Raw genomic sequence first — 14,418 nt, 5'->3', positions numbered from 1 at the left:
CAGGCCGGAGGTTGCAATGCACGTACACATACTGGGAATCTGCGGCACATTCATGGGCGGCCTGGCCCTGATCGCCCGCTCGGCGGGCCATCAGGTCACAGGCTGCGACGCGGGGGTCTACCCGCCCATGAGCACGCAGCTGCGCGAGCAGGGCATCACGCTGGTCGAAGGCTTCGACGCCAGCCAGGTCAAGCTGGGCGCCGACCTGTACATCATCGGCAACGTGGTCAGCCGCGGCAACCCGCTGATGGAAGCCATCCTCGACCAGGGGCTGCGCTACGTCTCCGGCCCGCAATGGCTGGCCGACCACATCCTGGCGGGCCAGCACGTGCTGGCCGTCGCGGGCACCCACGGCAAGACCACCACCAGCTCGATGCTGGCCTGGATTTTCGAACACGCGGGCCAGCCGGCCAATTTTCTCATTGGCGGCGTCGCTCCCGACCTGAAAGTCTCGGCGCGCTACGACGCCGCGCGCACGCGCTTCGTCATCGAGGCCGACGAATACGACACGGCCTTCTTCGACAAGCGCTCGAAATTCGTGCATTACCGCCCGCGCACGGCCATCTTGAACAACCTGGAATTCGACCACGCCGACATTTTCCCCGACCTGGCGGCCATCGAGCGCCAGTTTCACCACCTGGTGCGCACGATTCCGGCCAGCGGCCGGATCATCCGCCCGCGCCACAGCGCGGCGCTCGACCGCGTGCTGGCGCAGGGCTGCTGGAGCCCGATCGCCACCTTCGGCGCCGACGGCGACTGGCAGGCGCGGCCCGACGCACAAGACGACCGACGCTGCGAAATCGTCTTCCAGGGCCAGTCCCAGGGCTGGCTCGACTGGTCGCTCACGGGGCGCCACAACCAGGCCAATGCCCTGGCCGCCCTGGCCGCCGCCCATCACGCCGGCATCCCGGCGCAGGCGGGCATCGCGGCGCTGAACGCCTTTCAGGGCGTGCGCCGCCGTCTCGAACTGCGCGGCACGGTAGACGGCATCGCCGTCTACGACGATTTCGCCCACCACCCCAGCGCCATCGCCACCACCATCGACGGCCTGCGCCGCCGGGTCGGCCCGCGAAGCCGCATTCTCGCCGTCATCGAACCCCGCTCCAACACCATGAAGCTGGGCACCATGGCGCAGCAGTTGCCCGGCGCGCTGGCGCAGGCCGACCTCGTCTTCTGCTACGGCCAGACGCACGGCAAGCAGGCGCTGGGCTGGAACCCCGCCGACGTACTGGCCCCGCTGGACACCCGCCTCGCCTGGACAGGCGATACGCTCGACCCGCTCATCGCAACCCTGTCGGCCCAGGCCCGGCCCGGCGACCATATCCTCATCATGAGCAACGGCGGCTTTGGCGGCATCCACCAGAAGCTGCTCGACGCGCTCGCCCTGCGCGCCGTCCCCCGCTCTCCCGGGAACACCACGTCCCACTGACCCCCCACATCCCCTTCTCACATGCACGTTCTCTACGAAGACGCCGGCAAGCTCAAGGCCGAAACCATCTTCTCCGAAGCCGACACCTCCTTGCAGGTCGAGTCGGCTTCGGGCAAGCGCAGCAAGATCAAGCGCAACAACGTCCTGTTCACCTTCGAACAGCCGGCTCCCGAGGCCCTGCTGCCCGCCGCCGATACGCTGGCCGCCACGCTCGAACCCGATTTCCTCTGGGAGTTCGCGCCGCAGCAAGAGTTTGAAGCCGCGGCGCTGGCGCAAGACTACTTTGGCCACGCGCCCGACGCGGTCGAAAAGACCGCCCTCATCCTGGCCCTGTCGGCGGCGCCAGCCTATTTCCATCGACGTGGCCGCGGGCTCTTTCGCCCGGCGCCGCCCGACATCCTGCAGGCGGCACTGGCCGCCATCGAGAAAAAACGCCTGCAGGCCGAACAACAGCAACACTGGACGGACGAACTGGTGGCGGGCAGGCTGCCCGAAGCCCTGCAGGCGGTCGCGGCGGGTTTTCTCGACCGCCCCGACAAGAACACCCTCGAATGGAAGGCCTTCGACGCCGCCGTCCAGCAGCTGGCCATCAGTCCGGAAAAGCTGCTGCTCTCGCTGGGCGTCTGGCCCAACCCCCTGGCCATGATGCGCGAGCGCTTTCTCGCCACGCACTTTCCCAAGGGCACCGAGTGGCCACCCGTCGCGGTCGAAAACTGGGGAGATCACCTGCCGCAGACGGACATCGAGGCCTATTCGGTCGATGATTCCAGCACGATCGAGATCGACGACGCGCTGTCGGTCTCGCTGCCCGACGCGGACACGATCCGCGTGGGCATCCACATCGCCGCCCCGGCGCTGGCCATCACGCGCGGCAGCGCCTTTGACGACATGGCGCGCAGCCGCATGTCCACGGTGTACATGCCGGGCGACAAGATCCCCATGCTGCCGCGCGAGCTGATCACGGCCTTTTCCCTGGACGAGGGCCAGTGGCGGCCCGCCCTGTCGCTGTACGTCACCGGGCGGCTGCACGACGGCGAAGTGCTGGCCACGGAAACCCGGCTGGAACGCATCCAGGTGCGCAAGAACCTGCGTCACGACCTGCTCAGCGAGCAGATCAGCGAAACCGCCCTGGCCGACCCCGCCGCCGAGGTGCCCTACGCCCACTGGCTGCGCCCGCTGTGGCAGTTTGCCCAGCACCTGAGCGCCGCGCGCGACCGCGCCCGCGGCAAACCCGAGAACAACGACCGCATCGAATACAGCTTCGAGCTCGAAGGCCCGGCCAACGATCCGGACTCCGTCATCCACCTCATCCCGCGCCAGCGCAATGCCCCGCTGGAGCGCCTGGTGGCCGAATACATGATCCTCACCAACACGCAGTGGGGGGCTCTGCTCGCCCAGCATGGCGTGCCGGGCATCTACCGTTCGCAGCAGATGGGGCGCACGCGCATGTCCACGCAGGCCCTGCCGCACGAATCGATCGCCGTGCCGCAGTACATCTGGTCCACCTCGCCACTGCGCCGCTACGTCGATCTGGTCAACCAGGGTCAGATCATCGCCGCCGCCGAACACGGCGTCTCGGCCCGGCTGGCCGCGCCCTTCAAGCCCAAGGATGCCGACCTGTACGCGCTGATCGGCGCCTTCGATTCGCAGTACACGCTGTGGGGCGATTTCCAGTCGGCCATGGAACGCTACTGGTGCATCCGCTGGCTGCAGCAGCAGGGCCTGAAAGAAGTGCGCGCCCACGTGCTGCGCGAAAACCTGGTACGCCTGGCCTGCGCCCCGCTGGTCACGCGCATCAACGGCCTGCCCACCTTCGAGCGCGGCCAGGAAATCGTGCTCGACATCCTGGGCTTCGACGAGCTGGGGCTGGAAATCGAGTGCCGGCTGCACGAGGCACTTTGAGGCAAGGCCCGCACCATGACACAGCCGACGGCCGATCCGCTGCCCCTGCAGCTGCTGCAAGCGCCGCGCGAGGGGCGCAGCCGCATGGCCACGGCCTTGCTGATCTCCGCCTGCCTGCATGGCTTGCTGCTGCTCTGGCAGGGCGTCAGCCCCCCGGCCCCCGCGCCGCTGCCCACGCTGGACATCACCCTCGTCAACAGCCGCAGCGACCAGGCGCCGCTGCAGGCGCAGGCGCTGGCACAAAACAACCTGGATGGCGGTGGCGAACAGGCGGCGGGCCTGGCAGCGTCGCCCCTGCCGCGCACCAGCGCGGACAGCGCCGATGAAACCGTGCTCGAAGCCTTGCGTCGGCGCCAGGCCGAACTCGAAGCCGAACAGCGCCAGCTGCTGGCCCAACTCGAAGCGCACGACCAGGTGGCGGCCTCGCGCCCCAGCCCGCAGCTGCTGGGACAAAGCGCGGATCCGGGCGAAGACGACCGCCAGCAGGAAAGCCTGGTGCTCAGCGCCCGCATCGCGGCGCTCAAGGAACGCATCGAGCGCTACAACGCCCAACCGCGGCAAACCTTTGTTGCCCCCGCCACCCGCGCGGTGGACTATGCCGCCTACGTCGAGGCCTGGCGCCGACGCATCGAACTCATCGGCACCGAACACTATCCACCCGAGGCGCGCGGCAAAATCTATGGCGAGCTGCAGCTCACGGTCTATATCCGCCGCGACGGCCAGCTCGACCACCTGGAATTCGACCGCCCATCCAGCCACGCGGTGCTCAACAGCGCGGCGCGGCGCATCGTCGAGCTGGCGGCGCCGTTTCCGCCGCTGCCGACACAGCTGGCCCGGCAGACCGACGTCCTGGCCATCACCCGAACCTGGCACTTCACCCGTGGCGGCCTGAGCACGGAGACCCCCTGATGCGCGGGCGCCGCGTGCTGACCGCCGCGCTGCTCGTCGCGCTTTGCGCCGTATTCCTGTACCAGGTGGGCCTGTTCGGCATGGTGGTCTGGTTCAAGTACCGCAATCCGGGTTTCACGCCCGTCATGCAGGACACCCTGCAGGCGCTGCGCATGGACGACCCCAAGGCGCGGCTGAGCCATCAATGGGTGCCCTACGCCCAGATCAGCCCCCAGCTCAAGCGCGCCGTCATTGCGTCCGAAGACTCGGGTTTCGTCGAGCACGACGGGGTGGAATGGGACGCCATCCGCAAAGCCTGGCGCTACAACCAGCGCCAGGAGGCACGCGGGCGCGGCAAGCGCCGAGGCGGCTCGACCATCACCCAGCAGCTGGCCAAGAATCTGTTCCTGTCCAACTCGCGCAATTATCTGCGCAAGGGGCAGGAGTTGATTCTCACCTACATGATCGAGCTGGTGATGGACAAGCGCCGCATCCTGGAGCTCTACCTGAACGTGGCGCAATGGGGCAAGGCCACCTTCGGCGCGCAAGCGGCGGCAGCCCACTATTACCGCAGCAGCGCCGCGCGCCTGAGTGCCACCCAGGCGGCGGAACTCGCCTCGATGCTGCCCAACCCGGCGTACTACGACCAGCACGGCATGACCGCGTACCTGCGCGCGCACGCCGCCACCGTGCGGGCACGCATGCGCCTGGTCGAGGTGCCATGAGGCCGCCCGCCCCGGGAAACGCGCCGATCAAGCCCGTCCGACCAGGGCCGTCGGGCAGATCAGAGTACTATTGAAGTTTTCACCGCAGTTTGATCCATGCGCACGGCTCGACGCTACATTGCCCGGGAAATCTACCGCTCGACCACGGTCGTGCTGGTGGCACTCGTGGGCCTGTTCATGTTCTTCGCCCTCATCGAGGGCCTGGACAAGGTGGGCGATCACCTCACCCTGCTCAACCTCTTCTATCTGCAGGCGCTCGACCTGCCCAACCACCTGTACGAGCTTTTGCCCATCGGCCTGCTGATCGGCGCCGTGCTGGCCCTGGCCAGCCTCGCCCAGCGCAACGAACTCACCATCCTGCGCGCCTCCGGGGTCAGCGGCCTGAAGCTGCTGGGCACGCTCTGGCTCATCACCATCCCGCTGGTGCTGGGCGCCTACATCCTGTCTGAATACATCACCCCGGCCGCCGAACTGCGCGGCAGCGAATCCCGGCTGGCCCTCATGGGGCGCACCGACGGCGGGCGACTGTCCAGCGGCTATTGGTTCAAAGAAGGCGATACGCAAGACGGCACCCGCATCATCAACATCCACAAGCTGGGCGGTCACGGCCAGGTCGAGGGCGTCGTGCTGTACGAGTTCCGTCCGGATGACACGCTGAGGGCCTATGTGCAGGCCGACAGCGGCCAGTTCGAGCAGGGGCACCTCACGCTGCGCGGCATCACCGAAACGCGCATCCGCTCGCAGGCCACCAGCGCCCTGGCCGATGGTCGCGTGCCCAGCGCCCCGGTTGGCGAAGTCATCCGTCTGGAGACGCGCAGCATCCCCACATCGCTCACGCCCGAGCGGCTGATCGCGCGCATCCTCACGCCCGAGCGCATGGCGATCACCGACCTGCTCGACTACATCCAGTACCTGCAAAAGAACCACCTGCAGACCGATCGGCAAGAGGTCGCCCTGTGGCGCAAGATCGCCTACCCCTTCACGCTGCTGGTGATGATGACGATCGCGGCGCCCATCGGTTTCATGCAGACCCGCCGGGGCGGCATCGGCCCCAAAGTGTTCCTCGGCATCATCCTGGGCGTGGGCTTCTTCATGCTCAACCAGCTGGCGCTCAACGCCGGCATGCTGGGCGACTGGGCCCCCTGGGCCACGGCGCTCGTGCCCAACCTGCTGGGCCTGTTGCTGGCGCTGGTGGCCCTGTTGGCGATGGAGCACCGCCACCCGCTGTCCCTGTGGTGGCGGCAGCGGCGCCTCGAACGGCGCGCCGCATGAATACGGTGTCCGCCCCCGCTTCCGACGTCTGGGTCATCGGCGACGTACAGGGCTGCGCAGGCGCCTTGCGCGGCCTGCTGGCCCATCCCGACCTGGCCGACCCGGCCACCGAAATCTGGTTTGCCGGCGACCTCGTCAACCGTGGCCCCGACTCGCTGGGCGCCCTGCGCCTGATCCGCGGCCTGGGTCACCGGGCGCGGGTCATCCTGGGCAACCATGACCTGCACCTGCTGGCGGTGGTGGCCGGGGTGCGCAAGCAGGGCAAATCCGATACGCTCCAGGACATTCTCGACGCCCCCGACCGCGATGCGCTCATCGACTGGCTGCGCCGCCAGCCCCTGCTGGTGCGCGACCGCGGACACGTGATGGTGCACGCGGGCATCCTGCCCGCCTGGACGCTCGACCAGGCGCAGGCCCTGGCCCACGAAATCGAAACCGCCCTGCAAGGCCCCGCCTGGCAGCAGGCCGTGCACGACTTTTACGGCGAAGAACCCCTGCAGTGGCACGACGATCTGCAAGGGCCCGCGCGCATGCGGGTCATCGTCAACGCACTCACCCGCATGCGGGTCTGCCACGCCGAAGATGGCCGCATGGATTTTCATCACAAGGGCGGGCCACGCGACGCACCGGGCCTGCTGCCCTGGTTCGAGCTGCCCGGGCGCCGCTCGCACGCCGAGCCGGTGGTCTTCGGCCACTGGTCGGCCCTGGGCCTGAACATCCGCGCCGACACCATCTGCCTGGACACTGGCTGCGTCTGGGGCCGCGCCCTGACGGCCCTGCGGCTGCGCGATCACCGCATCATCCAGCACAGCTGCGCACACTGCGCGTAAGCCCGCGCAGCCCGGATACCGCGACCGCCCACCCGGCAAAGGCGGCCCGTCGCACGCTACGGCGATCCGGCGGGCGCGCCCGGAGTGCGTGCTGCGGCGTCCGCGTCCGGCTCGACACGGCGCACGGCCTCGCGCACCACAGCATGCGCGCGATGCGCGATCTGCCCCCGATCCAGGGTCTCTGCCGGGCCGATGGGCGGCAGGAACTCACACTCCACCGACACCCCCCAGGCCCCCAGCAGAAACCAGAGGTTGGCCACCAGCGTCTGCTCGCCCACAAAAGCCAGTTCCGGGGCACGCCGCCCACGTCGCAGGAAGCGTAACGCCACCGGCTGCACCGGCACGCGAGCCTGCACCGCCGCCTCGAACAGGCCCGCGTGAAAGGGCAGAACGTCCAGGCCAATGCTGGTCGTGCCCTCGGGAAACAGCCCCACCACATCGCCCTGTTCAAAACAGGCACCCATCTGGCGTCCGGCCTCGCGCAGGGCCTGCCGGTGGCCGCGATCGATGAACAGCGTGCCGGCCCAGGCCACCAGCAGGCCGATGACGGGCCAGCGCCGGATGTCGCTCTTGGCAACGAACGAGGTGGGGCGCACGCTGTTGAGCACGAAGATGTCCACCCAGGACACGTGGTTGGCCACCCACAGGGCCGCCTCGCGCATCAGCGGTTGGCCTAGCGGGCGCACGCGCACGCCGCACAGCCGCAACAGGCCGCGCGACCAGCCCCCCACCACGCGCTGGCGCCCGCGGCGGCGAAGCAGCGGGAACACCAGCAGCTCGGTCAACAGGCCCAGCACGATCCAGGCGGAGACCAGCAGAAAACGAATGAGGAACAACAGCGGCGCCACGCAAGACCCTTGCCCCGGACAGCCGGGAAATGCTGCACATCATACCGTGTGGGCCTGGGGCGCAGGCCAGGCGCCGACGGCGCGCGCCGCAAGAGACGCCACCGCGACGGGCGGATGAAAAGCCACCGGCGTAGCGGTCGGCTCAGCCGCGAACGGGCACCTGCGAGAGGTTCTGCCGCTGGGGCTGTGCCCCGGGCCGCTGGTCGAGATAGCGCTGCAGGATGACGGCCGCCGCGACCGCATCGTCGGCGGCGTGCGTGCCGAGGATGCGCTGGGCCTCGAGGCTGGAGCCGCGCTCGTCCACCAGTTCGACCGGCAGATGAAAGCGGCCTTCGAGCTGGCGCGCAAACCGGCGGCTGTGCTGCGAGGCGGGCTGTTCGCCGCCGTCGAGGGTGAGCGGCAAGCCCACGATGATGCGGTCGGGCTGCCATTCGGCCAACAGGGCCGCCACCTGCGCAAAGCGCAGCTGGCGCGTGGCGGGCGTGAGAATGACCAGGGGCCGGGCCTGCCCTGTCAGGGTATTGCCCAGCGCCACGCCGATTTTCTTCAGGCCAAAATCAAAGGCCAGCAAGACTTCTTCAGGCATGCCCGGCGTCGGTGGTGAGCATGGACGAACGGATGCCCAGCTGGGCCAGGGCGGCGTCGTAGCGTTCTTCGGCGGGCGTGTCGAAGAGGATTTCGTTGGAGGCCAGCACGTTGAGCCAGGCGTTGCGTGCGAGTTCGTCTTCGAGCTGCCCCGCGCCCCAGCCCGCGTACCCGAGCGTGACCAGCAGGTGCGCCGGGCCATGCCCGGCCGCGACGTCTTGCAGCACGTCGCGCGAGGTGGTGAGCGCGACGTCGGCGCCCAGGGCGATGCTGGAGCTGTATTCGCCCCGCGGCACGTGCAGCACGAAGCCGCGGTCGGTTTGCACCGGCCCGCCGAAAAACACGGGGGCCTTGCTGACCGGGCCGATTTCGAGGGACAGGGGCAGGTCGATGCGCTGCAGCAGATCGCCGATGGTGAGGTCGGTGGGCCGGTTGATGACCAGGCCCAGGGCACCGTGTTCGGTGTGCTCGCACACGTAGATGACGGTATTGGCGAGTTCGCCCGAAACCATGCCCGGCATGGCCAACAGGAACTGCCGGGAAAGATCGATCTGCGAACGGGTGTCGGAAGCATGCGTTGCTGTCGTCATGGCAATCTCCTGAAGACCGGCCTCCCGGCCCATATGACTAGAGTATCAGATTCAGATCCGCTCAGATCTCGATGAGTTCGAAGTCTTCTTTGCGGGCGCCGCACTCGGGGCACACCCAGTTGGGCGGCACGTCTTCCCAGCGCGTGCCGGGCGCAATGCCATCTTCGGGAAACCCGGCGGCCTCGTCGTAAATCCAGCCGCAAATCAGACACATCCAGGTTCGCATCATGCTCAAGCCTCTCACATCCAGGCCGCCGAACCCCGGGGCATCCGCACCCGGACATCCCTATCCGCCAGCCGCATCCATTAGAATGGACGCATAGTACCCAATCAGCCAGCCCATGTGCTGGCGCGCTGCATACGCATGCCTCTCATCGTGACACCCACACCACCCCTTCCCCTGATTTTCGGCCCCTTCGACCCCAGTGGCGCCAGTAACCTGCCAATCGACACGGTCATCTGCGCGCGGCTGGGCGCCCACGCGGGGGCCGTCGCCACCGCCATCCACACCCAGGACACCGCGGGGACGGAGGCCATCCAGCGCCTGGCGCCCGAACTCATCGACGACCAGGCCCGCTGCCTGCTCGAAGACATGCCCATCGGGGCTATCAAAGTGGGGCCGCAGTACGACCCCGAAACCATCGCCACGCTGGCCCAGATCGCCGCCGACTACAACGCGCTGCCACTGGTGCTGCACCTGAGCCTCCCGCCGACCCTCCCCGACGTGGAAGACATCGACCCCGAAGACACGCTCAGCGCCCTGCTCGAACTGCTGCTGCCGCAAACCGACCTCGCCGTGCTGGACGCGGGCCTGCCCGAGCAGTGGGCCAGCCAGGGGCTGTTGTCCGGCGCGGGGGCGGACGACCCCATCGCGGCCCTGCACGAAATGGGCGTGCCCCATGTGCTGTGCTGCAACGCTCCCCTGAGCGCCGACCTCAAGGGCCTGATACTCTACAGCCACGAACAGGCCAGCCAGCGCTGGGCCTGGCCGGCTTCCACCGTGCGCGCCCACGACCGCGAAAGCCTGCTCGCCACGGTGCTGGCCAGCCTGCTGGCCGGGGGGCTGGATCCCATCTCGGCCACACAACAGGCCGTGCTGCTGGTCACGCCCATGCTCGATCGCACGTTCCACCCCGGCATGGGCCAACGTCTACTGCTACAAACCACGCCATGACCACGCTACGCTTTCCCCGCGGCCTTTACGGCATCACCCCCGACTGGGCCGACACGCCCCGCCTGCTGGCGGCCATCGAACAGGCCCACGCGGGCGGCATGCGGGTACTGCAGTGGCGCCGCAAGCAAGGCACCCCCGCCGACAGGCACGCCCAGGCCGTGGCCGTGCGCGCCCTGTGCAAGACACTGGGCCTGCCGCTCATCATCAACGACGACTGGCGCCTGGCCGCCGAACTGGACGCCGAAGGCGTGCACCTGGGGCGCGACGACCCCGCGCTCGCCGAGGCGCGCCGGGCATTGGGCCCGGGCAAATGGATCGGCTGCTCGTGCTACGACCAACCCGAGCTCGCCCGCCGCCACCTGCAAGACGACGTCGATTACATCGCCTTCGGCGCACTGTATCCGTCGCGGGTGAAGCCCGAGGCCGAACACGCCACGCTCGACCACATCCGCGCCGGACGCGCCCTGGTCGAACCCTTCAGCCCGCGCCCCGCGGTGGTGGCCATCGGCGGCCTGACCGCCGACAACGCCCCGCCCGTGCTGCAGGCGGGGGCCGACAGCCTGGCCATCATCAGCGCCGTCTTCGACGCCCCCGACATCCGCCGCGCCGCGCAACAGTGCAGCGCCCTCTTCGACTGACCCTCAACGCCCGAATCCACCATGTCCCGTAACGCAGAACTCTTCGACCGCGCCTGTCGCGCCATTCCCGGCGGGGTGAACTCCCCCGTACGGGCCTTCCGCTCGGTGGGCGGCACCCCGCCCTTCATCGCCCGCGCCCGCGGCCCCTACCTCTGGGATGCCGAAGACAAGCAGTACATCGACTACGTCGGCTCGTGGGGCCCCGCCATCCTGGGTCACGCCGACCCCGAAGTCGTGCGTGCCGTGCAGGCCGCCGCCGAAGGCGGGCTCTCGTTTGGCGCCCCCACGGCCGCCGAAGTCGAGATCGCCGAGGCCATCATCGAACGCATTCCTTCTATCGAGCAGGTGCGCCTGGTCAGCTCGGGCACCGAGGCCACCATGTCGGCCATCCGCCTGGCGCGCGGCTACACCGGGCGCAACAAGATCATCAAGTTCGAGGGCTGCTACCACGGGCACTCCGACAGCCTGCTGGTCAAGGCCGGATCAGGCATGCTCACCTTCGGCAACCCCTCGTCGGCCGGTGTGCCGTCCGAATTCGTGCAGCACACAGTGGTGCTGCGCTACAACAACCTGGCCGACGTGAAAGCCGCGTTCGCCCAATACCCCGACGACATCGCCTGCATCATCGTCGAGCCCATCGCGGGCAATATGAACATGGTGCGCCCGGCGCCCGGCTTTCTCGAAGGCCTGCGCACGCTGTGCGACCAGCACGGCAGCGTGCTCATCTTCGACGAAGTCATGACGGGCCTGCGCGTGGGCCCGCAAGGCATGCAGGGCCTGTGCGGCGTCAAGCCCGACCTCACCACCCTGGCGAAGATCATCGGCGGCGGCATGCCGGTGGGCGCCTTTGGCGGGCGCGCCGACATCATGGCCGAGATCGCCCCGCTGGGCGCGGTGTACCAGGCAGGCACGCTGTCGGGCAACCCGGTCGCGGTCGCCGCCGGGCTGACCACCCTGCGCCGCCTGGCCGAGCCCGGCTTCTACGATCGCCTGCACACCCAGACGGGCCGACTCATCATCGGCCTGGTGGGGCGTGCGCGCAACCACGGGGTGCCATTCTGCGGCGACTGGCAAGGGGGCCTGTTCGGCATTTATTTCCGCAAGACGGCACCCACCAGCCTGGCCGAGGTCTCCGACAGCGACCAGGACGCATTCAAGCGCTTCTTTCACGGCATGCTGGATGGCGGCGTGCACTTTGCGCCGTCGGCTTTCGAGGCCGGCTTCGTGTCGATCACGCACGACGACGCGGTGATCGACCGCACGCTGGAGATCGCCGACAAGGTCTTCGCCAGCCTTTGAGCCGCTTGGGGCCGCCGCGCCACGCCTGCGGGCTTGGGCTTGGGCTTGGGCTTGGGCTTGGGCAGATGATATGAACTTCAAATTTCTTGACCTAAGACAAGGACACGCCACGGTCTCGCTCCTACACTGAATCATCCTCGACTCAGTTCAGGGCCACCCCGGTGGCCCGCAGGCGTGCCATGACCGACTACACCCACTACGCCGCGACGCACCACCCCGCCGTCACGCCCGACTTCCCCGACCTCGAAACCCGCGCCACCGGCCAGGAACCCGCCGACACGCGCCTGTGGCTGCGCATGCTCAGCTGCTGCACGCTCATCGAAAACGAATTGCGCAGCCGCCTGCGCAGCGAATTCCAGACCACGCTGCCGCGCTTCGACCTCATGTCCCAGCTCACGCACGCCCCCAAGGGCCTCAAAATGAGCGAACTCTCCCGGCTGATGATGGTCACCAACGGCAACATCACCGGCATTACCGACCAGCTCGAAAAAGACGGTCTGGTCGAACGCACCAAAGACGACGCCGACCGCCGCAGTTCGCTCATCCGCCTCACGCCCAAGGGGCGCCGCTACCACCGCCGCATGCAGCGCGCCCACGAATCCTGGATTCAATCCCTGCTGGGCGGCATGGCCCCCGCGGCACGCGGCACGCTGTTCGAGCTGCTGGGCGACCTCAAACAGGCCACCTATTCGCGCCTGCCCGCGCTCTAGGGTGCCCTCGCACGGCAGCGGCCCGGCACGGGCGTTTGCCGGTTACCCTGGGCACCCTCGCTTGCACAACCGCAAGCACGCACCCCGGCAAACGCCACGACGCGGCAACCACAAGCACCGGCGCGCACGTCGCGCCATCACAGGCTCCCATTCGTCATAGAATGGGGGCTTCTTTCACGTCCAGCGCTGATTTCCCTGGGGCGCCGACGGCTGGCGGCCGCTTTGGCAGCCACGGTCATGCGACTACGCGGCAACAGGGCGGCAGGCTCACCTTCGACATCATCATGGCCATCAATCTGCACATTCCGGCGCGTGACGCCATCTACCCGGTCTCCGGCATCCGCATCGGCACCGCCGAAGCCGGTATCCGCAAGGCGGGGCGGCGCGACATTACCGTCTTCCTGCTGGACGAAGGCGCCGCGGTCGCCGGGGTCTTCACCCGCAACCGCTTCCGCGCCGCGCCCGTGCAGGTCTGCGAAGCGCACCTGGCCGCGGGCAAAGGCATCCGCGCGCTGGTGGTCAACACGGGCAACGCCAACGCGGGCACCGGCGCGCCCGGCCTGCAGGCCAGCCACGACACCTGCACCGCCCTGGCCGACCTGCTGCACGTGCAGGCAGAACAAGTTCTGCCCTTTTCCACCGGCGTCATCCTCGAACCCCTGCCCGTCGACCGCCTGATCGCCGGTCTGCCCGCCGCACTGGCCGATGCCCAGGCCGATCACTGGTTCGAGGCGGCCCACAGCATCATGACGACCGACACCCAGCCCAAGATCCACTCGCAGCGCATCACGCTGGGCGGCGCGCAGGTCACCATCACCGGCATCAGCAAGGGGGCCGGGATGATCCGCCCCAACATGGCCACGATGCTCGGCTTTCTGGGCACCGATGCGGGGCTGGCGCCCGCGTTGCTGCAGAATCTGACACGCGCCATCGCCGACCAGTCGTTCAACCGCATCACGGTCGATGGCGACACCTCCACCAACGATTCCTTCATCATCCTGGCCACCGGGGCCAGCGGCGTGCAGATCGAATCCGCGCAAGACCCGCGTTACGCCCCGCTGGCCCAGGCACTCACCGAGGCCGCCCGCGAACTCGCCCAGAAAATCGTGCGCGATGCCGAAGGCGCGACGAAATTCATGACCATCCGGGTCGAACAAGCCGCCAGCACCGAAGAAGCCCTCAAGGTCGCCTACGCCATCGCCCATTCACCGCTGGTGAAAACGGCGTTTTACGCTTCCGACCCCAACCTGGGCCGCATCCTGGCGGCCATCGGCTACGCCGGCATCGACGACCTGGACGTCAGCAAGCTCACCTTGTGGCTGGGCGACGTGCAAGTGGCTACCCAAGGCGGGCGCGACCCCGATTACCGTGAAGAAGACGGCCAGCGCGTGATGGCCGAGCCCGAAATCCTGGTGCGCGTGGCACTGGGCCGCGGCGCGGTTGCCGACACGGTCTATACCTGCGACTTCTCGCACGAATACGTCAGTATCAACGCCGACTACCGGTCGTGATCGGCACGACGATTCGC

Annotated in this window: 15 protein-coding genes; 11 read left to right on the top strand and 4 right to left on the bottom strand. The window is 68.3% G+C overall.

Annotated elements, in window-relative coordinates:
• The first annotated feature begins 16 nt into the window (after positions 1 to 16).
• From mpl to CCA01S_RS05165, 6 genes are all read left to right on the top strand, one after another.
• Positions 17 to 1,429: a UDP-N-acetylmuramate:L-alanyl-gamma-D-glutamyl-meso-diaminopimelate ligase gene (gene mpl, locus CCA01S_RS05190; RefSeq protein WP_066455017.1), complete on the top strand. Its 1,413-nt coding sequence runs from the start codon at positions 17 to 19 to the stop codon at positions 1,427 to 1,429.
• Between the two features lie 21 nt (positions 1,430 to 1,450).
• Positions 1,451 to 3,331, top strand: a complete 1,881-nt coding sequence (locus tag CCA01S_RS05185; RefSeq protein ID WP_066455015.1) for a ribonuclease catalytic domain-containing protein — start codon at positions 1,451 to 1,453, stop codon at positions 3,329 to 3,331.
• A 15-nt stretch (positions 3,332 to 3,346) separates the two neighbouring features.
• The gene (locus tag CCA01S_RS05180) at positions 3,347 to 4,240 is read left to right on the top strand and encodes an energy transducer TonB (RefSeq protein ID WP_084386506.1); all 894 of its coding nucleotides are present in this window, start codon (positions 3,347 to 3,349) and stop codon (positions 4,238 to 4,240) included.
• Positions 4,240 to 4,944: a monofunctional biosynthetic peptidoglycan transglycosylase gene (gene mtgA, locus CCA01S_RS05175; RefSeq protein WP_066455014.1), complete on the top strand. Its 705-nt coding sequence runs from the start codon at positions 4,240 to 4,242 to the stop codon at positions 4,942 to 4,944. Before CCA01S_RS05180 ends, mtgA begins: the two co-directional genes overlap by 1 nt.
• Positions 4,945 to 5,040: 96 nt before the next feature.
• A complete protein-coding gene (gene lptG / locus CCA01S_RS05170; RefSeq protein ID WP_066455009.1) occupies positions 5,041 to 6,216 on the top strand; it encodes an LPS export ABC transporter permease LptG in 1,176 nt (391 codons plus the stop codon).
• Positions 6,213 to 7,046 (top strand): symmetrical bis(5'-nucleosyl)-tetraphosphatase, encoded by an 834-nt coding sequence (locus CCA01S_RS05165; RefSeq protein WP_066455006.1) that lies wholly within the window; start codon positions 6,213 to 6,215, stop codon positions 7,044 to 7,046. Before lptG ends, CCA01S_RS05165 begins: the two co-directional genes overlap by 4 nt.
• Positions 7,047 to 7,102: 56 nt before the next feature.
• Here the strand turns inward: CCA01S_RS05165 and CCA01S_RS05160 are convergent, their stop codons facing one another.
• The 4 genes from CCA01S_RS05160 to CCA01S_RS05145 form a co-directional block, all read right to left on the bottom strand.
• On the bottom strand, positions 7,103 to 7,882 hold the full coding sequence (locus tag CCA01S_RS05160; RefSeq protein ID WP_232304974.1) for a lysophospholipid acyltransferase family protein: 780 nt from the start codon (positions 7,880 to 7,882) through the stop codon (positions 7,103 to 7,105).
• A gap of 154 nt (positions 7,883 to 8,036) precedes the next feature.
• Positions 8,037 to 8,480: a Holliday junction resolvase RuvX gene (ruvX, locus tag CCA01S_RS05155; RefSeq protein WP_066455003.1), complete on the bottom strand. Its 444-nt coding sequence runs from the start codon at positions 8,478 to 8,480 to the stop codon at positions 8,037 to 8,039.
• Positions 8,473 to 9,069: a YqgE/AlgH family protein gene (locus CCA01S_RS05150; protein ID WP_066455000.1), complete on the bottom strand. Its 597-nt coding sequence runs from the start codon at positions 9,067 to 9,069 to the stop codon at positions 8,473 to 8,475. Before CCA01S_RS05150 ends, ruvX begins: the two co-directional genes overlap by 8 nt.
• Before the next feature lie 61 nt (positions 9,070 to 9,130).
• Positions 9,131 to 9,295, bottom strand: coding sequence for a rubredoxin (locus CCA01S_RS05145; protein WP_043685094.1), 165 nt, complete (start codon positions 9,293 to 9,295; stop codon positions 9,131 to 9,133).
• Between the two features lie 138 nt (positions 9,296 to 9,433).
• Between CCA01S_RS05145 and CCA01S_RS05140 the strand changes: the two genes are divergently transcribed.
• The 5 genes from CCA01S_RS05140 (at position 9,434) to argJ (ending at position 14,401) form a co-directional block, all read left to right on the top strand.
• Entirely contained in the window at positions 9,434 to 10,243 is an 810-nt protein-coding gene (locus CCA01S_RS05140; protein WP_066455170.1) for a bifunctional hydroxymethylpyrimidine kinase/phosphomethylpyrimidine kinase, read from the top strand.
• A complete protein-coding gene (gene thiE / locus CCA01S_RS05135; protein WP_066454997.1) occupies positions 10,240 to 10,881 on the top strand; it encodes a thiamine phosphate synthase in 642 nt (213 codons plus the stop codon). The genes CCA01S_RS05140 and thiE overlap by 4 nt, the downstream gene beginning before the upstream one ends.
• A 21-nt stretch (positions 10,882 to 10,902) precedes the next feature.
• Entirely contained in the window at positions 10,903 to 12,180 is a 1,278-nt protein-coding gene (gene hemL, locus CCA01S_RS05130) for a glutamate-1-semialdehyde 2,1-aminomutase (RefSeq protein WP_066454994.1), read from the top strand.
• 179 nt (positions 12,181 to 12,359) lie between these two features.
• Positions 12,360 to 12,890 carry a MarR family winged helix-turn-helix transcriptional regulator gene (locus CCA01S_RS05125; protein ID WP_066454991.1) on the top strand — a complete coding sequence of 177 codons (531 nt, stop codon included), beginning with the start codon at positions 12,360 to 12,362 and terminating at the stop codon, positions 12,888 to 12,890.
• Positions 12,891 to 13,174: 284 nt separating this feature from the next.
• Positions 13,175 to 14,401 carry a bifunctional glutamate N-acetyltransferase/amino-acid acetyltransferase ArgJ gene (gene argJ / locus CCA01S_RS05120; RefSeq protein ID WP_066455168.1) on the top strand — a complete coding sequence of 409 codons (1,227 nt, stop codon included), beginning with the start codon at positions 13,175 to 13,177 and terminating at the stop codon, positions 14,399 to 14,401.
• Positions 14,402 to 14,418: the final 17 nt, after the last annotated feature.

The organism is Castellaniella caeni NBRC 101664, from assembly GCF_001592225.1.
GTDB lineage: Bacteria > Pseudomonadota > Gammaproteobacteria > Burkholderiales > Burkholderiaceae_B > Castellaniella > Castellaniella caeni.
This window is presented reverse-complemented; position numbering and strand designations above follow the sequence as displayed.

Bases quoted from the DNA above. Each gene is read 5' to 3' on its own strand.
- ruvX (WP_066455003.1), bottom strand. From the start codon at position 8,480: ATGCCTGAAGAAGTCTTGCTGGCCTTTGATTTTGGCCTGAAGAAAATC.
- mtgA (WP_066455014.1), top strand. From the start codon at position 4,240: ATGCGCGGGCGCCGCGTGCTGACCGCCGCGCTGCTCGTCGCGCTTTGC.
- lptG (WP_066455009.1), top strand. From the start codon at position 5,041: ATGCGCACGGCTCGACGCTACATTGCCCGGGAAATCTACCGCTCGACC.
- hemL (WP_066454994.1), top strand. From the start codon at position 10,903: ATGTCCCGTAACGCAGAACTCTTCGACCGCGCCTGTCGCGCCATTCCC.
- CCA01S_RS05180 (WP_084386506.1), top strand. From the start codon at position 3,347: ATGACACAGCCGACGGCCGATCCGCTGCCCCTGCAGCTGCTGCAAGCG.
- CCA01S_RS05165 (WP_066455006.1), top strand. From the start codon at position 6,213: ATGAATACGGTGTCCGCCCCCGCTTCCGACGTCTGGGTCATCGGCGAC.
- CCA01S_RS05125 (WP_066454991.1), top strand. From the start codon at position 12,360: ATGACCGACTACACCCACTACGCCGCGACGCACCACCCCGCCGTCACG.
- CCA01S_RS05185 (WP_066455015.1), top strand. From the start codon at position 1,451: ATGCACGTTCTCTACGAAGACGCCGGCAAGCTCAAGGCCGAAACCATC.
- CCA01S_RS05150 (WP_066455000.1), bottom strand. From the start codon at position 9,069: ATGACGACAGCAACGCATGCTTCCGACACCCGTTCGCAGATCGATCTT.
- mpl (WP_066455017.1), top strand. From the start codon at position 17: ATGCACGTACACATACTGGGAATCTGCGGCACATTCATGGGCGGCCTG.
- thiE (WP_066454997.1), top strand. From the start codon at position 10,240: ATGACCACGCTACGCTTTCCCCGCGGCCTTTACGGCATCACCCCCGAC.
- argJ (WP_066455168.1), top strand. From the start codon at position 13,175: ATGGCCATCAATCTGCACATTCCGGCGCGTGACGCCATCTACCCGGTC.
- CCA01S_RS05140 (WP_066455170.1), top strand. From the start codon at position 9,434: ATGCCTCTCATCGTGACACCCACACCACCCCTTCCCCTGATTTTCGGC.
- CCA01S_RS05145 (WP_043685094.1), bottom strand. From the start codon at position 9,295: ATGCGAACCTGGATGTGTCTGATTTGCGGCTGGATTTACGACGAGGCC.